The 18,309-nt window shown below is 62.0% G+C and carries 16 protein-coding genes; 2 read left to right on the top strand and 14 right to left on the bottom strand.

What is annotated here, in order from left to right:
- Position 1 precedes the first annotated feature (1 nt).
- The 11 genes from ftsX to JFX23_RS05605 all read right to left on the bottom strand — a co-directional run bounded on the left by ftsX (position 2) and on the right by JFX23_RS05605 (position 9,130).
- Positions 2 to 916, bottom strand: a complete 915-nt coding sequence (gene ftsX / locus JFX23_RS05655; protein ID WP_040314205.1) for a permease-like cell division protein FtsX — start codon at positions 914 to 916, stop codon at positions 2 to 4.
- Positions 917 to 920: 4 nt separating this feature from the next.
- Complete coding sequence (gene ftsE, locus JFX23_RS05650; protein ID WP_005964832.1) at positions 921 to 1,610, bottom strand: cell division ATP-binding protein FtsE; 690 nt, start codon at positions 1,608 to 1,610, stop codon at positions 921 to 923.
- A 190-nt stretch (positions 1,611 to 1,800) separates the two neighbouring features.
- The gene (prfB, locus tag JFX23_RS05645) at positions 1,801 to 2,922 is read right to left on the bottom strand and encodes a peptide chain release factor 2 (RefSeq protein ID WP_198776089.1); all 1,122 of its coding nucleotides are present in this window, start codon (positions 2,920 to 2,922) and stop codon (positions 1,801 to 1,803) included.
- 64 nt (positions 2,923 to 2,986) lie between these two features.
- Entirely contained in the window at positions 2,987 to 4,348 is a 1,362-nt protein-coding gene (gdhA, locus tag JFX23_RS05640) for an NADP-specific glutamate dehydrogenase (RefSeq protein ID WP_198776088.1), read from the bottom strand.
- A 176-nt stretch (positions 4,349 to 4,524) separates the two neighbouring features.
- Positions 4,525 to 5,028: a hypothetical protein gene (locus tag JFX23_RS09370; protein WP_040314206.1), complete on the bottom strand. Its 504-nt coding sequence runs from the start codon at positions 5,026 to 5,028 to the stop codon at positions 4,525 to 4,527.
- Positions 5,021 to 5,470 carry a hypothetical protein gene (locus tag JFX23_RS05630; RefSeq protein WP_005964844.1) on the bottom strand — a complete coding sequence of 150 codons (450 nt, stop codon included), beginning with the start codon at positions 5,468 to 5,470 and terminating at the stop codon, positions 5,021 to 5,023. The genes JFX23_RS09370 and JFX23_RS05630 overlap by 8 nt, the downstream gene beginning before the upstream one ends.
- A complete protein-coding gene (locus tag JFX23_RS05625) occupies positions 5,470 to 5,877 on the bottom strand; it encodes a TadE/TadG family type IV pilus assembly protein (RefSeq protein ID WP_198776087.1) in 408 nt (135 codons plus the stop codon). Before JFX23_RS05625 ends, JFX23_RS05630 begins: the two co-directional genes overlap by 1 nt.
- Positions 5,849 to 6,037, bottom strand: a complete 189-nt coding sequence (locus tag JFX23_RS05620; protein WP_040314419.1) for a hypothetical protein — start codon at positions 6,035 to 6,037, stop codon at positions 5,849 to 5,851. The genes JFX23_RS05625 and JFX23_RS05620 overlap by 29 nt, the downstream gene beginning before the upstream one ends.
- A 104-nt stretch (positions 6,038 to 6,141) precedes the next feature.
- Positions 6,142 to 7,035 carry a type II secretion system F family protein gene (locus tag JFX23_RS05615; protein WP_198776086.1) on the bottom strand — a complete coding sequence of 298 codons (894 nt, stop codon included), beginning with the start codon at positions 7,033 to 7,035 and terminating at the stop codon, positions 6,142 to 6,144.
- The gene (locus JFX23_RS05610; protein ID WP_198776085.1) at positions 7,032 to 7,892 is read right to left on the bottom strand and encodes a type II secretion system F family protein; all 861 of its coding nucleotides are present in this window, start codon (positions 7,890 to 7,892) and stop codon (positions 7,032 to 7,034) included. The genes JFX23_RS05615 and JFX23_RS05610 overlap by 4 nt, the downstream gene beginning before the upstream one ends.
- Positions 7,892 to 9,130: a CpaF family protein gene (locus tag JFX23_RS05605; protein ID WP_005964860.1), complete on the bottom strand. Its 1,239-nt coding sequence runs from the start codon at positions 9,128 to 9,130 to the stop codon at positions 7,892 to 7,894. The genes JFX23_RS05610 and JFX23_RS05605 overlap by 1 nt, the downstream gene beginning before the upstream one ends.
- Positions 9,131 to 9,431: 301 nt before the next feature.
- Here JFX23_RS05605 and JFX23_RS05600 point away from each other — a divergent pair, with 301 nt between their 5' ends.
- Complete coding sequence (locus tag JFX23_RS05600) at positions 9,432 to 10,508, top strand: phosphotransferase (RefSeq protein WP_321780002.1); 1,077 nt, start codon at positions 9,432 to 9,434, stop codon at positions 10,506 to 10,508.
- On the opposite strand, the gene JFX23_RS05595 is transcribed toward JFX23_RS05600, so the two are convergent.
- Positions 10,505 to 13,861 (bottom strand): ATP-dependent helicase, encoded by a 3,357-nt coding sequence (locus tag JFX23_RS05595; RefSeq protein ID WP_233050612.1) that lies wholly within the window; start codon positions 13,859 to 13,861, stop codon positions 10,505 to 10,507. The genes JFX23_RS05600 and JFX23_RS05595 overlap by 4 nt on opposite strands.
- 1 nt (position 13,862) lies before the next feature.
- Entirely contained in the window at positions 13,863 to 17,039 is a 3,177-nt protein-coding gene (locus tag JFX23_RS05590) for a UrvD/REP family ATP-dependent DNA helicase (protein ID WP_198776082.1), read from the bottom strand.
- 77 nt (positions 17,040 to 17,116) lie between these two features.
- Here JFX23_RS05590 and JFX23_RS05585 point away from each other — a divergent pair, with 77 nt between their 5' ends.
- Entirely contained in the window at positions 17,117 to 17,341 is a 225-nt protein-coding gene (locus JFX23_RS05585; RefSeq protein ID WP_040314209.1) for a DUF3107 domain-containing protein, read from the top strand.
- A 136-nt stretch (positions 17,342 to 17,477) separates the two neighbouring features.
- On the opposite strand, the gene JFX23_RS05580 is transcribed toward JFX23_RS05585, so the two are convergent.
- Positions 17,478 to 18,107 carry a ferritin-like fold-containing protein gene (locus tag JFX23_RS05580; RefSeq protein ID WP_040314425.1) on the bottom strand — a complete coding sequence of 210 codons (630 nt, stop codon included), beginning with the start codon at positions 18,105 to 18,107 and terminating at the stop codon, positions 17,478 to 17,480.
- Positions 18,108 to 18,309 lie beyond the last annotated feature (202 nt).

The raw sequence follows: 18,309 nt of genomic DNA, 5'->3' as shown, positions 1-18,309 counted from the left end.
GTCACACCTTCGTGTACTTAGCGAGGGACACCGCGGAGGCGATAAGTGCCAAGAGGACCGCGGCAAGAATGAGGAGCGGCGTCATGATCCACACTTCACGAACGCCAATGAAACGCGTCCATTGGAAGGCAGGCTGCAACCAGCCCTGCACCAGGAACACCACAAAAGCGAAAAGGGAGGCGACCGCGAGCAGCGCCCCCGTAACGGCGGCGAGCGCACCCTCGATCATGAAGGGCGCTTGGATGAACAGATTCGATGCACCCACGTAGCGCATGATCTGCGTTTCCTGCTCACGACTCATCGCCGACAATCGGATCGTCGTGGAGATGAGGAGGATCGCCGCAACGATCATCACCGCGCCGAGGCCGAGGGCGAGCAGGCGGGCCGCGTCGATCACTTTGAACAGGGGCTCAATGATTTCACGCTGATCCTTGACCTCGGATACTCCCGCGACTCCGGAGAACTCCTCTTTGATGATCGAATACTGCTCCGGGTCGACGAGCTTGACGCGGAAGGACACCTGCATCATGTCCGCACTCGTCCACTGGCCGATCGTCGAGTCCCCGTAGAGCCTTTTGAAGTTCTCGTAGGCCTCTTCCTTCGACTCCTCGTAAACCTCTTTCACATAGGGCTGCATTTCAGGCGATTTGAGTTTGGCCCTCACCTGGGAGATCTGCTCTGTATTCGCCTCAGAACCATTGCAGGAAGGATTGCCATCATTGATGGCGCACATGTAGATCGAGACCTCGATCTTGTCGTACCACTCGGACTTCATGTGCATGACCTGCATCTGAGACAGGCCCGCGACCCCCACGAAAAGGAGGGAAACGAAGGTGACGAGGATGACGGCGACGGACATCGCCCGGTTGCGTGAAAGGCCCTTACCGACCTCGGAAAGAATGAATCGGAGTTTCATCTGCTCACCTCGCCGCCCCGTAGACGCCGCGCGACTGGTCGCGCACAACCTCGCCGCCATGCAACTCGATGACGCGTTTGCGCAGCTGATTCACGATCTCAGCATCATGCGTCGCCATGACGACTGTCGTTCCCTGACGGTTGATCCGATCCAAGAGTCGCATGATCCCCAAAGACGTCTCAGGATCGAGGTTTCCGGTGGGCTCATCCGCGAGGAGGAGCTCGGGACGGTTCACCATCGCACGGGCGATCGCAACACGCTGTTCTTCGCCGCCAGAGAGCTCATGCGGAAGGCGCTTCTCCTTGCCGGCCAGATCCACGAGCTCCAGCGCCTCGGGAACAGCCGAGCGGATCTGATGCTTGGACTTACCGATCACTTGCATCGCAAGAGCGACATTCTCGTACACCGTCTTAGAGGGAAGGAGGCGGAAGTCCTGGAAAACCGTGCCGATCTGACGGCGCAGCTTCGGCACCGACCAATTGGAGATCTTCGAAACATCTTGTCCGAGGACCCACACTTTCCCGGATGTCGCTTTGATCTCGCGCATCACGAGCTGCAGGAAGGTCGACTTGCCCGAACCGGACTTGCCGACGAGGAACACGAACTCTTCGCGTTCAACTTCCAGGGTGACGCTATCGAGGGCGGGTTTCGCACCTGGCATGTACACCATGGTGACGTCGTCGAATCGAATCATGAGGCCGTCCAGTCGGGTTTATGGTCTGTGCCAGCCTAAGCAGGACCATCCCCGGCGAGGCCCATGACACGCCGCGCGAAGCGGGTGGAGCCTCAGATCCCCCTCCACCTTCACATACAGCTCCGCCCTCGCATACAGCTTGGCCCTCGCGACCCGAAGATGCGGATGGCGAGGGCGGATGCTCGATGCTTTAGTTCTGCGCCTCGTTCTGCTGGTTCTTGCGCCAGCGGATTCCCGCATTGATGAAGCCATCAATATCGCCGTCGAACACCGACTGCGGGTTGCCGGATTCGAACTGGGTGCGCAAGTCCTTCACCATCGTGTAGGGCTGGAGCACGTAGGAGCGCATCTGATCGCCCCAGGAGGCCTTCACATCTCCGGCGAGTTCTTTCTTCTTCGCCTGCTCCTCTTCGTGGCGCAGCACCAAGAGCCGGGATTGGAGGACTCGAAGGGCTGCAGCACGGTTCTGAATCTGCGACTTCTCATCCTGCATCGACACGACAATGCCGGTCGGGATGTGCGTCATGCGCACCGCCGAGTCCGTCGTATTGACGGACTGGCCGCCCGGGCCCGAAGAGCGGAACACGTCAACCTTGAGCTCGCTGTCAGGAATGTCGATGTGATCGGTCGATTCGATGAGCGGAATAACTTCGACCGCGGCGAAGGAGGTCTGGCGGCGCCCCTGATTGTCGAAGGGACTGATGCGCACGAGGCGGTGCGTCCCCGCCTCGACGGAGAGAGTGCCATAAGCGTAGGGGGCCTGCACCTCGAAGGTCGCGGACTTCAAACCGGCCTCTTCGGCGTAGGAGGTGTCCATGACCTTCGTCGCATATCCGTGGCGCTCTGCCCAGCGCAGATACATGCGCAAGAGGATTTCAGCGAAGTCCGCCGCGTCGACTCCGCCCGCGCCCGAGCGGATCGTGATGACGGCATTGCGCTCGTCGTATTCGCCGTCGAGGAGAGTGCGGATCTCAAGGTCGGAGATATCAGCCTTGAGAGCTTCAAGGTCGGCCTCCGCCTCGGCGAGGATCTCTGCGGCCTCCTCGGGATCCTCCCCGGCCATTTCCACCATCGCTTCGAGGTCGTCGATGCGTTCAGACATGCGGATCACGCGGTCGAGCTCGGACTGGCGGTGGCTCAGCGCGGATGTCACCTCCTGCGCGGCGGCAGGGTCGTCCCACAGATCGGGAGCAGTCGCCTTCTTCTCAAGCTCGGCGATCTGCGAGCGCAGGCGTTCGGGCTGCACGACGGCGAGGACATTGTCCATCGTCTGGCGCAGTCCTTGGATCTCTTCTGGGAATTCAATGGCCACGGGCACAGCCTAGTCGATTGACTGAGGAGGCTGTGCCCGTGGCTGAGAGTCGGCTCGAAAATGCTCAGATGAGCCCGTAGCTCACCATCGTGTCCGCGACCTTGACGAAACCGGCCAGGTTCGCGGCGGCGACATAATCGCCTTCAACACCGTACTCGTCGGCGGTTTCAATGGCGGTGTGGTGAATGTTCACCATGATCTGGTGCAGCTTGGAGTCGGTCTCGTCGAAGCTCCATTGGGTGCGCCCGGAGTTCTGCTGCATTTCAAGGGCGGAGGTTGCCACACCGCCCGCATTCGAGGCCTTGCCGGGAGCGTACGCAACGCCCGCGGCCTGCAGGGCTTCGATCGCGTCGGGGGTCGTCGGCATATTCGCACCCTCTGCGACAAGGGTGACGCCATTGGCGATCAGGGATTTCGCCCCTTCGAGGGGCAACTCGTTCTGAGTGGCGCAGGGAAGGGCGATATCACAGGGGACATCCCAGATGGAGCCGGAGGAAATGAATCGTGCGTCTGTGCGCTGTTCGACGTAGTCGGAGACTCGTCCTCGGCGCACTTCCTTAATCTCCTTCAAGAGTTCGAGGTCGATGCCGGCCTCGTCAACGATGTAGCCGGAGGAGTCGGACACGGCGAGGACGGTGGCGCCGAGCTGCTGGGCCTTCTCACTCGCATAAATCGCAACATTGCCCGAACCGGAGACTACGACCTTCTTGCCGTCGAAGGATGTGGAGCGGGTCTTGAGCATTTCCTCAGCGAAGTAGACGAGGCCGTAGCCGGTCGCTTCCGTGCGGGCGAAGGAACCGCCCCAGTCGAGGCCCTTGCCGGTGATGACCCCCGCGTCGAAACGGTTCGCGAGGCGCTTGTACTGGCCGAAGAGGTAGCCGATCTCGCGCCCGCCCACGCCGATGTCACCGGCGGGAACGTCGGTGTCGGGGCCGATATGGCGGGAAAGCTCAGTCATGAAGGATTGGCAAAAGCGCATGATCTCCGCATCGGACTTGCCTTTCGGGTCGAAGTCGGAGCCGCCCTTGCCGCCGCCGATGGGCAGACCGGTCAGAGCATTTTTGAAGACCTGCTCGAAGCCGAGGAACTTAATGATGGACAGGTTCACCGAGGGGTGGAAGCGCAATCCGCCCTTATAGGGGCCGATGGCCGAGTTGAATTGGACGCGAAACCCTCGGTTCACGTGGATGCGCTTGGCGTCGTCGGCCCAGGGGACGCGGAAGATGATCTGGCGCTCGGGTTCGACGATACGGTCAAAAATCGCAAGATCCGCGTATTCGGGCTTCTTCTCAACAAGAGGCGCGATCGTGAGGAGAACCTCGTAGACGGCCTGGTGGAACTCATTTTGCCCGGGGTTGTGATCGAGCACGGCCTGGTACACAGGGCGAAGAGTGTCGGACAGACGATTCACATCAAGGTTGCTCATGCCTTGAATATTGTCAGGAGCGATCCACTTCTTTGAGCCCCATCCCGCATATTGACCCAACTTGTGAGAAATTTGACCCCCAAAGCCCCAAGTTTTACCTTTCCACCACGTGCGTTTTACTTTCGCGACTCCTTTTGCCTTCAAAGTAAAGACAAGTCAAGAGACGTGCATCCTCATCACTGAGCCGCCCCCACCCTGGCATTCGACCACTGAGTGAGCACCGGCCCCACAGAACCAGCGATCACCTGAGGAACAATGGGCAGGCGCGCCCTCGTTGTGAGCTGAACACGCACACTATCCCCCTCGCGTTCAAGATCGAGAAGCTCAACACCATCCCCGACATCACAAGTGGATGCCCCCAGGGAAGACAAGGCCTCCTGAGCGACATTCCACGATTCCTTCTCCGACACATTCAAAGAGAGCGCGCCCTCCTGATTGAAGTAGCTCAGAGAGTCCACAATCCCTGCAGTCGCCGCCGCGACACGATCCGCACACGCCAAGAGGCGACGATCCTCAATCGAAACCGCAGTGATCGCTGAGGAGATGAACACGAAAACGGCGACGATGAATAGGCTCGCCCCCATGAGCAGGCCAATGCGGCCCTCTTCACGATCCGAGGATCGTCCTGCGCACGAGGATTCTCCTCCTTCCTGGAAAAGAGAACAGCGCGATTCACCCATCGAGTCTCACCCCATCCACGAGGGACACCGCAGTGACCGATATGGGCATGCAGACTCGCTCTCCGAGCCAAGCGGGAAGGAGAGGCAGAGGAATCGAAGTCGAGACCGTCACTGACACGTCCCTGAGCTCGCCAGAACACTGCCTGCATCCGATTTCGGTCGAGGGCGTAGAGGGCACATGAAAGTCAGCGAAAGCCAATTCGACTTGCGCCAGCGCCGTCGCCTGGTCCTCCGGGTGATCCGCGAGGACGCGAGCGGCCTCGCGGGCCCCGCCCTCGGCCGCGAAAAGACCCGCCTGCACCTGGGCGAGGGCGAGGATCGCATAGATCAAGGGGACGAGGAGGATGACGCTCAAACCGATGAACTCCACCACGGCTTCGCCCGACTCCTCGCGTACAAGGGCCCTAGCCGAGCGCTTCACCTGTGAGAAGAACCGAAGCATCACTCCTCCTCGACCAGCGCTGAACCCGAAGCACGCAACCAGGAGGGACCGAGGTTCACCAGCAGTGGAAGATCCGCCTTCACCGTGACCACCAGGACGCTCCTACCTCCGAGGGCTTCGCGCGAAGTCGAAACCTCGTAGTGGCGGGCACCCACAAGCCCATCGAGGAGGGCTTCGGTCCGTTCCACGGCCTCAGCGTCCTGCGCTTCGAGGAGAGCACCGCGCCTCGCGCCTTCGCTCGCGGCCGCAATCACCATGTTCCTCGTGTGCAGGGCGAAGGCGAATTGCAAGAGCGCGAGGACGAGGAAGAGGACGAGCCCCTGAACGAGGACATAGGAAACAACCTCGGAGCCCTCTTCGTGCTCGAGCCCTGTCGTGTCAGATTGAAGAGAGGGAATCCATCGCATGGTTGAAAATCTCCACGAGCCTTTGGGAGGCAACCCCCCAGATCAGGACCACAAGGGCCGCTGTCATCAAGGTGATGAGCACCCAGCCGGGCACGTCGCCGCGCTCCGCGTCTCCTCTTGGGCGCAAAGCGTCCTTCGCGCTCGCAAGCCAGGCGAGCATCGTGATTCTCAGTTGATCCATGTGTGATCTCCTTCGTGACGGACATGCAGGTGTCGGGGATGTTGAGGAATGGGGAAAGCCGGTGAGTCTCGGCCAGCGAGCCCTCATGGCGTCAGACTCAGGGCCATGAGCCCCGGGTAGAGGGCGAAAACAATAGTGACCGGCAAGATCAAGAACACGACGGGCACGAGCATTGCGATCTCACGTTTCCCACCCTCTTCCATGAGGCTTTGGCGGGCGGCCTCGCGGATGTCCTTTGCCTGATCATGCAAAACCCTCGCCAAAGGAGAGCCGCGTTCGATTGCGGTGACGAGGGTGTGACACAGGCGGTCCAAGGGCGCAGAGTCGTTTCGCTCCGCCAATTCGAGCAGTGCCCTCGACGAGGGTGTTCCCAGTCTGATCTGCGAAGTCGTTCTTTCGATCTCCTCAGACAAGTCGCTGCGTGAAATCCGGGCGATCCTTTCAAGCGCGGCGGGAATGGACTCGCCCGCCCCGACCGCGAGTGCGAGGAGTTCCGAAGCGTCGGGCACTTGAGCGTCGATGCGTCTTTGTCGGGCGCGTGCCTTCACGCCAAGTCGCTGATCCCAGGCCGCCGCCCCGACAAGGGCGCCGAAGGCAATGAGGATGAGGACGAGGACGAGTCCGCCTTTGCCCTTTGACATGGCGAGGGGCGTTCCGATTGCGAGGCAGAGGATCATCCCTGTGATCGCGGCGATCGCCTGGTGGAGTCTAAAGGCAGGCAGGTCCGCTTCTTTTCCCAGGAGGATCAGACGTCGGCGCACCGATGTCGATGTTGAGCCGATCGCTTCGAGGAGGGAGGTGACAAAAGAGCTCTGAGTAAAACTCAGTGCCCCTTGAGCCGCAGCGGGGCGACCGGCTCTCACCCTCTGAGCGAAAAGCTGCCTTTTCGAAACGCGGGCTGAACGGATCAGGAGGATTCCCACAGACAGAAGGATCCCCACGCCCGCGGGTGCCGCATATTCCAACTCGGGGATCATCGCATCGTCCTCGGATCTGCGGAAAGGCGAGCCACGTACTGCATCGCCAGGTACGCGATGATGCTTACGGCCGCGCCGGACACGAGGACGAGGACACCTCCCGGGGAGTTCCACGTCTTCGCAGCCTGGGGTTGAGCGGAGATCAACATGAGGACAAGCCAGGGGGCGACAACCGCGAGGCGCGCAGCGTTCACTGTCCAGGATTGTCGGGCTTCGAGTTCGCCTCGGATTCTGAGGTCTTCACGTAAAAGAACACCGAGCTCGCGTAAAAGGACAGACAAATCGGCGCCTCCGACCTCGCGGGCCAGGCGAAGAGCTTCAACGATCCGGTCGGCAACGGGGTCGGCGAGCCTGGCTTTCAAACGGGTGAGGGCCACATCGAAACGCCCCTCCGCCCGATAGTCGGCTCCGAAAGCAGCGAAAGCGGGACGCAATTCGAGCGGGCCGGACTCCCCCAGGTCGGAGAGCAGTTCAGGAAGACCAGCTCCGGCGCGCACTCCCGATACCAAGGAGTCGACGACCTCGGGCCAAGCTTCGCGTGCTCGCTTCGCCCTCGTCCGCGAACGGGCGGCGATCATCATCTGCGGGAGTGGGACGGTGATGAGAGCGACAATGAGGGAGACGGCAAGGACCTGCGTCCACGCGAAAACACCCACGAAGACGAGGAGCATTGTCGCGATGGAGAGCGCGATCACTCGGGGGACGCTGAGCCCTTTGACTCTGGCTCGTGTCACCTGATCCGCCCAGGCGAGATACCAGCGGGGCTTGCGCCATGTGAACTTCGGCGAGCCCGTGAATGCGGACATGACGAGGACCCATCCGACTCCCATGAGGAGTCCCACAAGCACTGCACCCATCAGAAAACTCCTCGATCGGTAAGCGCTTGCCCGTTATAGGCGATCGAGGGGACGGGGAATCCGGCCATCGCGAATCGGCCGGCCAGTTCAGCCACTCCCGCGCCGCGCACGATCCGGCCTCGCGATGTGCTCCACAGGGGGGAGACCTCAATGCGATCGCCCTCGACGCGTCCGGGAAGATGGAGGATTTCACCGACACGGCGTCGCCCATCCGCATCGCGCTCCACATGGCACACAAGATCAACACTGGAAGCAAGGGTTGGGACAACGAAGTCGGTCGTGACATTCTCGCCCGCAAGGAGGGGCAGCATCGTGAGTTTGCCCAATGCTTCGCGCGCCGAGTTCGCATGAACGGTCGCCATTCCCGGCACTCCGGCGTTAAGGGCGAGGAGAAGATCAAGGGCCTCCGGGCCCCGGACCTCGCCGACGATCAGACACTCGGGACGCATCCTCAGGGTTTCACGGACCAGGTCCCTCAAGGTCACTTCGCCGCGTCCCTCGATATTGCCCGGCCGGGTCTGCAATGCGACCCCGTCCCGGTTCTTCAATCCCAGTTCGAAGACCTCTTCGCAAGAGATTACGCGCCTCGTCCTCGGCAATTCGCCTGCGAGGGCGCGAAGGAGGGTCGTCTTGCCCGCCTGGGTGGCGCCAGAAACGAGGATCGAAAGGCCCGCACCGACTGCGCAGGTGAGGAAATCCGCCATTTCGGCGTTCAGCATCCCAGCATTGACGAGGTCTTTGAGGCTGCGGGCCTTTTGCACGTGCTTGCGGATGTTCACCGACCAGTGGCGGCCCGCGACCGGCGGGATGACGACGTGGAGGCGCTCGCCGCCTTTGAGCATCGCATCAACAAAGGGGGAAGACAGATCGAGGCGCCTGCCCGAATGGTGCAGCATTCTCTCCACGAGGTCGCGCACCTGCTGATCTGTGAGGATCACCGTCGTCAGCTCCGCCACTCCGTTCTTCGCGACGAATACTTTGGAGGGGGAATTGATCCACAGTTCTTCCACCTCCGGGTCATCAATGAGGGGCTGTAGGGGTCCGAGTCCTGCGACCTGTGCCATGAGTTCTGCGCTGAACTCTTCGCGGGCCGCGGGCGCCATTGGTGGGGAGAGCAGGTCGATTGCTTCATCGACGAGGGCGATGATCTCTTGCGAGGAGCTCGCCGGATCCACGCCGCGCAGGGCAAGACGCTCACGGATCCATTCAACGTGGTCTTCAACCTGAGCTTCAGCCATTCCTCAACTCCACTGCGCTGTGTCCAGAAATGTCCAGAACATGCTCCGCGCGCGAAAAAGCGTGCCCGTAACATGTGGCATTATTCGGAAACTATCAGCGCGAGGAGTGAAGGACAAGGCTCGTCCACGGGCTGTGGATAAGCTGTTCGAAGAGCAAGGGTGAGAACGCCTTCGCTGAGCGCGCGCAATGAGGGGCTCCGAGGGGCTGGATTCGACGCGATTCTTCGCGATTCGTCGCGAGTTTGGGTGACAGGCGACGCGCCGAAGGTGCCTGCGCAGCGGCGACATGTACCGTGGATCTGTGAAGCGTGCGAAGACTCCCCTCGAACTCGCGGCCCTCGCGACTTGTGCCGTCCCCGGATTCCAGATCGTCGCATTGTGCGCACCCCAGTTCTCCGACGAAGTCAGCTCTGTCACTGGAGTCATTGACGCGCGCGGCGACAAGTGGACCGTCACCTGCCCCCACGACAGCGTCGGCGGACTCGACCTCGATGCCGAGTCAGGGGTCCTCGCACGCCTCGCGAAGGCGCGCGATGCGAGAAAACTCCCCTTCGACGTCCCTCGCATCCACGGCATGACTTTCACGCCCCAAGGCGACCGGGTGATCGTCCACCAGAACCTCGGCGGACGCACCATGAACGAAGAGGATTTCGACGACCCGCATATCCTGCCGTCGTCTCTGGGCAAATCCCTCGCGGCGCTGCACAATCTGCCTCCTGTGACCTACACGGGCGTTGACCTACCCGCATATTCGGCGACGGAATGCCGTGACCGCCACTACGCGCTCCTCGACGAAGCTGCTGCGAATGTCCTCATCCCCGCGAACCTGTGGAACCGTTGGGATGCCGCCCTGGAAGAGATATCCCTGTGGCGTTTCGCTCCCGCCCCGATCCATGGTGATCTTCAGGGGAACTCGCTCGTCCTCGACCATTCAGTGGTGCGCGCGATGACGGGGTTTTCTTCCGCTCATGTCGGAGATCCCGCTCAAGACATCGCGTGGATTCTCGCCCAGGCCACTGAAGCCTTCCTCACTCGTTTCCGCGAGGCCTACTCCCAGGAGCGTTCGGTGGTGGATCTTCACCTTTTCACGAGGGCGCAGCTTTTGTCTGAACTCGCGATCATTCGCTGGCTCGTGCACGGATTACACGCCGAGGATTCTTCAATCATCGAGGATGCACGCGACATGCTCACCGATTTGTCGCAGGATCTGGGCGAGGATGAGCTCGTTGCCCGACGATCATATTCCCCGTCTGCCAAGGTGGAAAGCACTGTGCAAGACACCGAAGAAAAAGACGGAATTGATCCTCACAGCGCGCCGACTCAACCCTTGAGCATGTCCGAGCACCCTCAGGCAGTCGAGGATGAAGAGGGCGCCTAATTCCCCTCCCCCTGCTTGTCGAGAGCGTCCATGAGGAGTTTGTCAAGACTCGTGCGCGGATCCAGGCCTGCTTTCTTTTCAAGTTCATCCAACTCCACGACCTCGCCGGAGGAAACGAAAGCGAGAAGCGGACGAACTGAAGATTCCTCTTCATGGACGGCCATCCATGCTGCGCGATACAGGCGGAGCTGGGTCGCGAAATAGCGGAGCCTGTCTCGAGGTGCTCCCCTCGACGCCGACACTCCCGTCTTCCAATCGACGATCACTGTGCGTCCCTGGGCATCAGTGAAAACCGCGTCGATCCGCCCCGTGACACTGATCCCCGCGAGTTCGAGGGCGAAGGGCTCTTCAATGGCCAGAGGCCTGCCGTTTCTCACGATGTCCAATTCGAGAAAGTTCTTCTGCATCCGCTCCAGGCGGGCGCGCCCGTCCTCGTCAAGAGACTCGACTCCGACGATCGGCTCTTCCCAGAGCTCACCACTGGCCTGGTGGAGTTGGCGTTCGGCCCACGCGTGGAAGATCGTGCCAAGAGAGGCATACTCACTGGGCGCCTTGGGCATGGGTCGTCGGATCTGTTCAGCGAAGGCCTGCGGATCGTCGATCAAACGAGACACTGAGGTCGCGGGAACCTGATCCGACCACAGGAGCATCGTGTGCTGCTCCGCATTGAGGCGACGCTCCTCAAGGAGTGCGACGACATCGCGCACACGTGCGGAGTCGCCGAGTTCGGCGAGGATCTCGAAAACCTCGCGCTCTGAGTCCATCTCGGCTCTCACCTGCCGGACCTTGTCGGCCGCCAGAGCGATCGCCCGACGGGAAGGACCCGGCTGAGGCGGGAATGAGGCCCCCTCCTCTTTCACCATGAGTTCCTCGATCAGCTCGCCCTCGGGCTTGGGGGTGATGCAGGAGCCGAGAGCCTCAAGTTCCCCTTCAAGGAGCCTTCGAGTCTGCGCGTCCACTTCACAGCGGCGACCGTTCCCCCAGGAGACGACCCCTGAGTCCAGTGAATCCTGAAGGTCCTTCACGAGGGCCTGCCGTGATTCCTCAAGATAACGGGAAGGCTCACGAGGAGTCTTTGCCTGGTTGATCCACGATCCGACGAGGAGCTCATCGTGCTTCGCGCGAGTAAGGGCGACGTAGGCGAGACGGCGTTCCTCACGCTCCAAGTGGGCGCCGAGCGCCACCTTGTAGCTGCCCTCCAGCCACTTCTTGAAGGCAGTGGAGGGATTTTTCCCGTCCGTGAGATCCATGTCGAATCTGGGCAGATCCTCATAGTCGCCCCGTAGAGGATGAGGGAGTTCACCCGAGTCATTAATCCATCCGGATTGTGCAGGCGCGGGCGCACTCCAGGTGACCGACTTGCCCCTATGAGTGGGAAACTCGGCGTCGCTGAGCCCGGCTATGACGACGCCATCCCATTCGAGGCCTTTCGCCGCGTGGATCGTGAGGATCTGAACGGCATCAGGATCTGCTTCAAGAGCCACCCCCTCCAGACCGTTCTCCTCTTCTTGTGCCGCATCCAACCAGGCGAGTAGACCGAGGAGCGTCGGAGAGGGAGTGGACTGCTCAAAACCTGCGATGACGTCGATGAATGAGTCGAGGGCTTCACGAGATCCAAGGCCGAGGGGATCTGCGATCGCGTCGTCAAGGATCCCCATCGTCCCCATCGCGGACTCAGCGAGTTCAACCAGTCCTCTCCCCCGCATGGCGCGCAAACGCCTGAGCCGCTGGCCCAAAAGTGCGAGACGCTTGGCTCCCGCTTCACTCATTGCAGGGCCTTGAGCCGAGCGTCGCCACCCCGGGGCCGGTGGGTGGTCAACGGCGTCGAGCAGGAGTGCGCTGTGCGGGTCGCGCCCCGCTTCGAGGGCAAGGTGGCGCGCCCAAGCCCCCAGGACCGCTAAATCAGCAGAACCAATGTCCGCACGGACGAGGAGGCGCGCAAGATCCGATGAGGCCTGAACATCCGCGGTGATCGCCAGGGTTGAGCGAAGATCCGCGACCGCAGGCTGGTCGAGGAGGCCACCTAATCCGATGATCTGCGTGGGGATCCCGCGTTCACGCAATTCTCGGTCGATCGCGAGGAAGGGTCTGCGTTTGCGTCCGAGCACCGCGATCGAGTACTTCTCGCCCCTGTGGGCGCTTCGAAGCCCTTCGACATAGTCCGCGATGATCCGCGTCTGTTCCTCCAGGTTCAGCCCGTAGGCGATTGTCACGCGGCCCTCTTCGGCTCCCGGAGACTCTATGAGCACAGGCGACGCAGCCTTATCTGCGCTTTCACGCAGCGGGGCCGCTACCTTGTTCGCAGCGAGGAGGATCCGTCGATCATTACGCCACGCGGTTGACAGGCTGAGGGTCTGATCCTCACGGGCCTCAGCCCCTTGGAAGCGCTCCAAGAAAGACTCCAAAGAGGATGCCGAGGCGCCTCTCCACCCGTAGATCGCCTGATTGGGATCACCGACGGCTGTCACCGGATGATCGTGGAACAGAGTCGATAAGAAGGTCATTTGGATGATGGAGGTGTCTTGGAACTCGTCAAGGAGCACGCACTTGTGCTCGGCCCTGATCTGTTTGACCGCTTCAGGGGATTCGGTGACGATCTTCGTGGCGAGCAGGAGTTGATCGGAGAAGTCCAAAAAACCTTCTTCGCGTTTGCGGCGTTGGAACTCACGGATCGGCTCAAGCAGAGCGAGGCGCTTCTCATTGGCGGCCCGCATCTCACGAATGGTGGTGTTGCCCTCTCCGGCGGCTGAGAGTTCCACGCCGAATTCGTCGAGGAGGATCGCGCCCTCGTCAAGGTCAAGGCCGTGATCGGCGAGCTTTCCCGCCAAAGACAGGGCTTTCTTCGCGGCGTCCACGATCTTCAAGTCGGGGTGGAGAACTCGGGGCCAATTCGCGAGGATCTCGGTCATCATTTGTACTCCGCCCGCTTGTCCGAGCATGCGGAAGTCCGGGTCGAGGCCGATTGCGAGCCCGTGCTCTTGAACGATCCTTTGGGCGAAGGAATTGTAGGTGAGGGCGAGGGGTTCCCCTTCGAGTCTTTCCCTGTCGGTTTCTTCCCACTCGGGCATGTGTGCGAGTGTGTGGAGGCGACGACGTAGGCGCTCGCCCAGTTCACCTGCCGCCTTCTTCGTGAAGGTCAGGCCCAGGATGGACGAGGGGGTGATCTCCTCATGGTTGGCGACCGCCCACAGGACCCGCATCGTCATGGTCTCCGTTTTGCCTGATCCCGCGCCCGCGACGACGAGTAGGGGACGCAAAGGAGATTCAATGATCCTTTCTTGTTCGGGCGTCGGTGATAGTCCGGGGTCAATGGCCTCTTGGATCCTTGCCGCTGAAAGCATGGGGCTCCTCATATCAGTCCACCGTCCTTCGACCATGGGTGTGCGCAGGGCACGAGCGCGTGAAGGGGCACCTTGTACAGCGCTGCTCCTTCGGGCTCGCAGTGAGTGTTGACGCGCGTGCGAGTGTCCCGACTTCTTCGATTCTGCTGAGCCATTGGGCACGCTGCTCCTCATCTAATGGGCCTTGGGACAGGGTCTTAGCCTTCCCATCATCAAGGAGGAAAACGAGCTTCGCGTCGGCGACCTCGTAGCCGAGGGTGCGAAGGGCAAGCTGGTAGACGGCGAGCTGCGGATGGGCTTTCACTTGGGCTTTCCCCACTGCGGCACCGGTCTTGAGGTCCGTGATAACGACGCCTTCTTTCTGCTTTTCGATGCGGTCGAGGCGCCCGGTGATCATGACCTGTCCGATCTGGACGCGGATATTCTTCTCGACCTCAACCTCCTCCTCATGTTGGGCGCAGTAGGCCGCGAAGGCCTGGGCCTTCTTGCGGGCCCTTTCACTAAAGTCGAGTCCTTCCCAGGTGGAGGTGTCAATGTCGAGTTCTGCGAGCTTCGACTCGAGGCGAGTGAGGAGCTCCTCTTCGCGGCCGTGAGGGAGTTCCTCGGCGAGGGCGTGCAGGAGCGTGCCCAAGGATTGGGCGGCTCCACCGCCCCCCTCCGCACCGATCGAGGAGAGGAACCAGCGCAGCGGACAATTCAGGGCCGCTTCAATCCTCGAGGGCGAGAGGTGCACGAGTCCGGAGTTGATCGGCTCATCCGAACTCAAGGGTCCCTCACCGGTCCAGGTATCCGGGTCTGCTGAGCGGATTCCCTCTTTGCTGAGTAGCGCGAGCAGAATGATCGCCGTCTCCTGGTCCTCGGCCTCGTCTTCGCGGGCGGCGGCTCTTCGCAGGTCCGCGACCTGTCCGGCCAGGTTGAGGGGCGCAGGGGCCGGGGTGAGCTGCGGATCGCCCTGATCGGCCGTATCGGCGTGTTGGGCGAGCAAGTGGAAGAAGAGCGAGGGTGCGTCGTTTTCGGCACTGACCGCGCCAATATGCACGACCCGGGTGCATCGCGACAGCGCCGCAGCCAAGAGCCTGCGCTCGTCGTCAAGGACGGCCCTCCTAGCTTGACGAGGATCGTCGAGGAGGACTCGAGCGCCCGAGGCATCCTGCCCGAAACGGCCTGCGCCGAGGTCGGCGAGAAGATCGGCGCGCAAGGCGCGGGTGCGTAAACGCGTATTCGGCCACGCCCCCTCCTGCAGGCCAATGATCGAGACGACCTCGAAATGGGCTCCCATTGCCTGTGCGGGTGTCAGGACTGAGACTCCGGCGGGGCGTGTGGAGACTCGGGCGATCGTATCAACGGGCACCCCCTTATCCAGGAGGTCTTTCGCAAAGTTGGCGGCCGTCTTTCCCGGATTACGCTGCTCCCACACGTCGGCGACGCGCATGAGGGCGACGACGGCGTCGAGCTGGTCGTCGTACCAGTTCGAGTCTTCACCTCTGGCGAGTGCCGCGTCTTTCCACGAGTCCGCAACTCCTGCGGCCTGCCAGATGCGCCACAGCGCCTCCTGGGGGCGTTGACGCCAGGCACCGGCGCGCGCAGCCCAGATCTTCGCAGCAGCGGCCAGGCCCTCTTCGAGGGGGCTCGTCTCTGCCCGAGCAGCGGGCTCGCGTGTGGGACGCAGTTCTGCGCCTTCGAGAAGGTCACGAACTGAAAGGGCCCGGCCGGCTTTCGCCGAGTCCTCACCGCCTTCCTCGTTCTTGTTATTCACGAGGGCGAGGCGGGCGAGCAGACGGTGGACTTCCAAAGCGTCACAGGACACGAGGGGGGAGGCGATGAGGGTGTTCGCGCGAATCGGGTCACGAGCATCATCGGGCGTGGCGATGAGTTCGAGAAGGACCCGGGTACTGGCCTGGGAGGCGAAATCGAAGGCCCTGGATGCCCCGTTGACCGGAACCCCGCCGCGGCGCAGATGACGGGTGAACTCGTGGACAGCCGAAGCGGATCTGACGATCACGGCCTGCTTGTCCCAGGCGACGCCCTCGTGCAGGTGATGGCGCCTCAGAGCATGGGCGATATGGGCTCCGAGCTGGGCGTTCGAACCGCCGAGGTGGGCGATGATTGAGCCTTCGTCATATCGGGCTTCACCCTCACCCTCGCTTCGTGGCTTTTCCACCCCCACCCGGCGGCGCCCGTGGGGGCCGGACTGGGTGATCCCGGAGACCACATCCACAAGAGCCCTGCGTATTCGCGGCGGCTGGGCCTTCACCCCTGCGAGTTCCATGACCTCGGCGTCAATTGTCTTCGCCAGTCTCAGATCCAAGTGGGGCTCGCCGCCGCGGTAACTCGCGACCGCAACATCAGGATCTGCGAAGGCGAGGATTCTGGCCCCCGCCCCTTCAAGGGCTTGCAGGAGGTGGATCGTCGAAGGCGTGCAGTCTTGCAGATCATCCACGATCACAAGATCGGGCACAAGAGGCCCGCATTCGATCCCGACCCCGGGCCCGCGAGTATCCCAATTCTCAATGAGTTCAGCGGCGAGGGTCTGGATGCGGGCCAGATCAACACGCAGCACATCGCGGTGCTCAACCGTGAACTCCGGCGCATCCAGGTAGGCCCGGAGCAGGGCTGCGGCCGCAACCCACTGGGGGAAAGCGAATTCTTTTCCTGCCTCTTCCAGGCTGTTGGCGTCGAGTCCGGCTTCACCGGCGCGGGCGAAAAGATCACGCAGTTCAGCGCGGAAAGCCTCCATTGCGCGCATCTGGGCGGGCATGGATTGGGGCCAGGGGGCGTCGACCTGTTCAATGAGGCGGGCGAGGATCTCGTCGAAGAGTGCGCCCGTCACCAGTTCCACTCCGGCGAGAGGATCCGCACGAGACAGCCTCCACGTCGTCACGATCCGGTGGGCGAAAGACGCGGGGGTCCGCACTGGGCGGACCTCATGAGGGGCGAGCGCTTGGGCCTGAGCGCTCAGACGATCCGCTCGCACCCGGTCCGGCACGAGCAGGAGCACCGATTGCCCCTGCTTCACCCCGGCCTCAAGAGCTGCGAGGGCGCAGGTGGTCCGACCGCTCCCAGGGGCGCCGCGCACCACGAGGGAGCGGTCTTGGCTGGCCTCGACGACTGCTGTTTGAGCATCGTCGAGGGCGGGCAAGTCTGCCCACCCCTCGGGCCTGGGGCGCAGCTCAATGTGGATTTCGCTCATGACGGAATCATCCCAGAGGGCATAGTCATCTGCGGACCCTTAGCATGAGAGCAGTATCGATCCTCATGGAGGCACATATGAACATCATCATCGGGGTGCGCGGTTCGGCCCGCGAACTGGCCATTGACGTCGACTTGGACTTCGACGAGCTCTCCAGCCGCGTCGAAGCCGCCATCCGGGATGGCAGCGTCCTCGACCTCGTCGATTCGAAGAAGGAACGCTACCTTATTCCCGCGAACGCCATCGGCTATGTGCAGATGAGTGAGCAGGCCGAGCGCCGCGTCGGATTCGCGATCGGCTGAGCGAGCACAGCGCGGCTGAGCAGGTTCTCAGCAAGGCCGCAGCCCGGTGCGTCACTGAAAAGGACGCACCGGGCCTTTGCACGAAGTCGGAATCCTGCGGCCCCTCTCGGAAGGAATCCTGTGGGCCTTGCGCTTTTCAGGCCTTGAGGTTGATCTGCGCCATCCGCTCATTGTGGCGCTTCGTCACCAGCGCGGCAATCTCATCAGCCGCATCCGGTTCCTTCGCCAGAGCCGGGTGGGTGAACAAGGTGGCGCGCACGAGGCCGAGAACCTCACCGGCAACTCGGCGCGCCCACAGCGACAGGCGTGCCGCGAGCTGAGGATCCTCACCGATCTGGGGCGCCAGATGATCGCGCTCCCAATCCCCCTGGTTCAGATCCCACACATCCGGGTTCGTATTGAACAAGCCGTGACGCTCATTCACCTCACGTAGGAGATCCCCAATGATGCCGAGGGTGACGTAGGTCTTCACAGAACGCTCCGACCAGGTGCTCGGCCTCGTCCTCGCATCGAGATCATCGTAGAGACCGGAGTACTGTCCTGCGGCCTCATGCAGATCACAACCACGGTGCCCCGCCCAGGTCTCAAGCTGTTCGAACAACTCGAAAGCGCGCGCCGACATGCGAGCATGCTCGATATGCGCCTTGATGTCGGGCGCCTGGTCACCATCCTTCGCGAGCCTCGTCATCGCAGCGAGCGCAGAGAAAGCGAGGAGCCCGACGACTTCAATATCGGTGTCATCAACCGGTGCGTACTCATGTGCCATGCCCCAAGAGTAGCCGCAGCTCGCAGATTTTCCGCCGTTTTTCAGCGCCCCATTCCCAACGGCGGACTCCTCGGCACGCCGCGGATGAGCCCGGGAATCCTCGAGGACGCCCCCTTTGTGAGCACTGGCGGGTGAGTGATTGACCATAGCCTGAGCCCCGGCCCCGCTTCCTGCCCCTACAATCAGGAATGACCACGGCTGC

Source organism: Schaalia cardiffensis (assembly GCF_016405145.1).
GTDB classification, from domain to species: Bacteria; Actinomycetota; Actinomycetes; order Actinomycetales; family Actinomycetaceae; genus Pauljensenia; species Pauljensenia cardiffensis.
Note: the sequence above shows the minus strand (reverse complement) of the source record. Positions and strands in the feature narration are given on the sequence as shown.

Coding starts and splice junctions, on each gene's coding strand:
- ftsX (WP_040314205.1), bottom strand. CDS start 916: ATGAAACTCCGATTCATTCTTTCCGAGGTCGGTAAGGGCCTTTCACGC.
- ftsE (WP_005964832.1), bottom strand. CDS start 1,610: ATGATTCGATTCGACGACGTCACCATGGTGTACATGCCAGGTGCGAAA.
- gdhA (WP_198776088.1), bottom strand. CDS start 4,348: ATGAGCAACCTTGATGTGAATCGTCTGTCCGACACTCTTCGCCCTGTG.
- JFX23_RS09370 (WP_040314206.1), bottom strand. CDS start 5,028: ATGGGTGAATCGCGCTGTTCTCTTTTCCAGGAAGGAGGAGAATCCTCG.
- JFX23_RS05630 (WP_005964844.1), bottom strand. CDS start 5,470: ATGCTTCGGTTCTTCTCACAGGTGAAGCGCTCGGCTAGGGCCCTTGTA.
- JFX23_RS05625 (WP_198776087.1), bottom strand. CDS start 5,877: ATGCGATGGATTCCCTCTCTTCAATCTGACACGACAGGGCTCGAGCAC.
- JFX23_RS05620 (WP_040314419.1), bottom strand. CDS start 6,037: ATGCTCGCCTGGCTTGCGAGCGCGAAGGACGCTTTGCGCCCAAGAGGA.
- JFX23_RS05615 (WP_198776086.1), bottom strand. CDS start 7,035: ATGATCCCCGAGTTGGAATATGCGGCACCCGCGGGCGTGGGGATCCTT.
- JFX23_RS05610 (WP_198776085.1), bottom strand. CDS start 7,892: ATGGGTGCAGTGCTTGTGGGACTCCTCATGGGAGTCGGATGGGTCCTC.
- JFX23_RS05605 (WP_005964860.1), bottom strand. CDS start 9,130: ATGGCTGAAGCTCAGGTTGAAGACCACGTTGAATGGATCCGTGAGCGT.
- JFX23_RS05595 (WP_233050612.1), bottom strand. CDS start 13,861: ATGAGGAGCCCCATGCTTTCAGCGGCAAGGATCCAAGAGGCCATTGAC.
- JFX23_RS05590 (WP_198776082.1), bottom strand. CDS start 17,039: ATGAGCGAAATCCACATTGAGCTGCGCCCCAGGCCCGAGGGGTGGGCA.
- JFX23_RS05585 (WP_040314209.1), top strand. CDS start 17,117: ATGAACATCATCATCGGGGTGCGCGGTTCGGCCCGCGAACTGGCCATT.
- JFX23_RS05580 (WP_040314425.1), bottom strand. CDS start 18,107: ATGGCACATGAGTACGCACCGGTTGATGACACCGATATTGAAGTCGTC.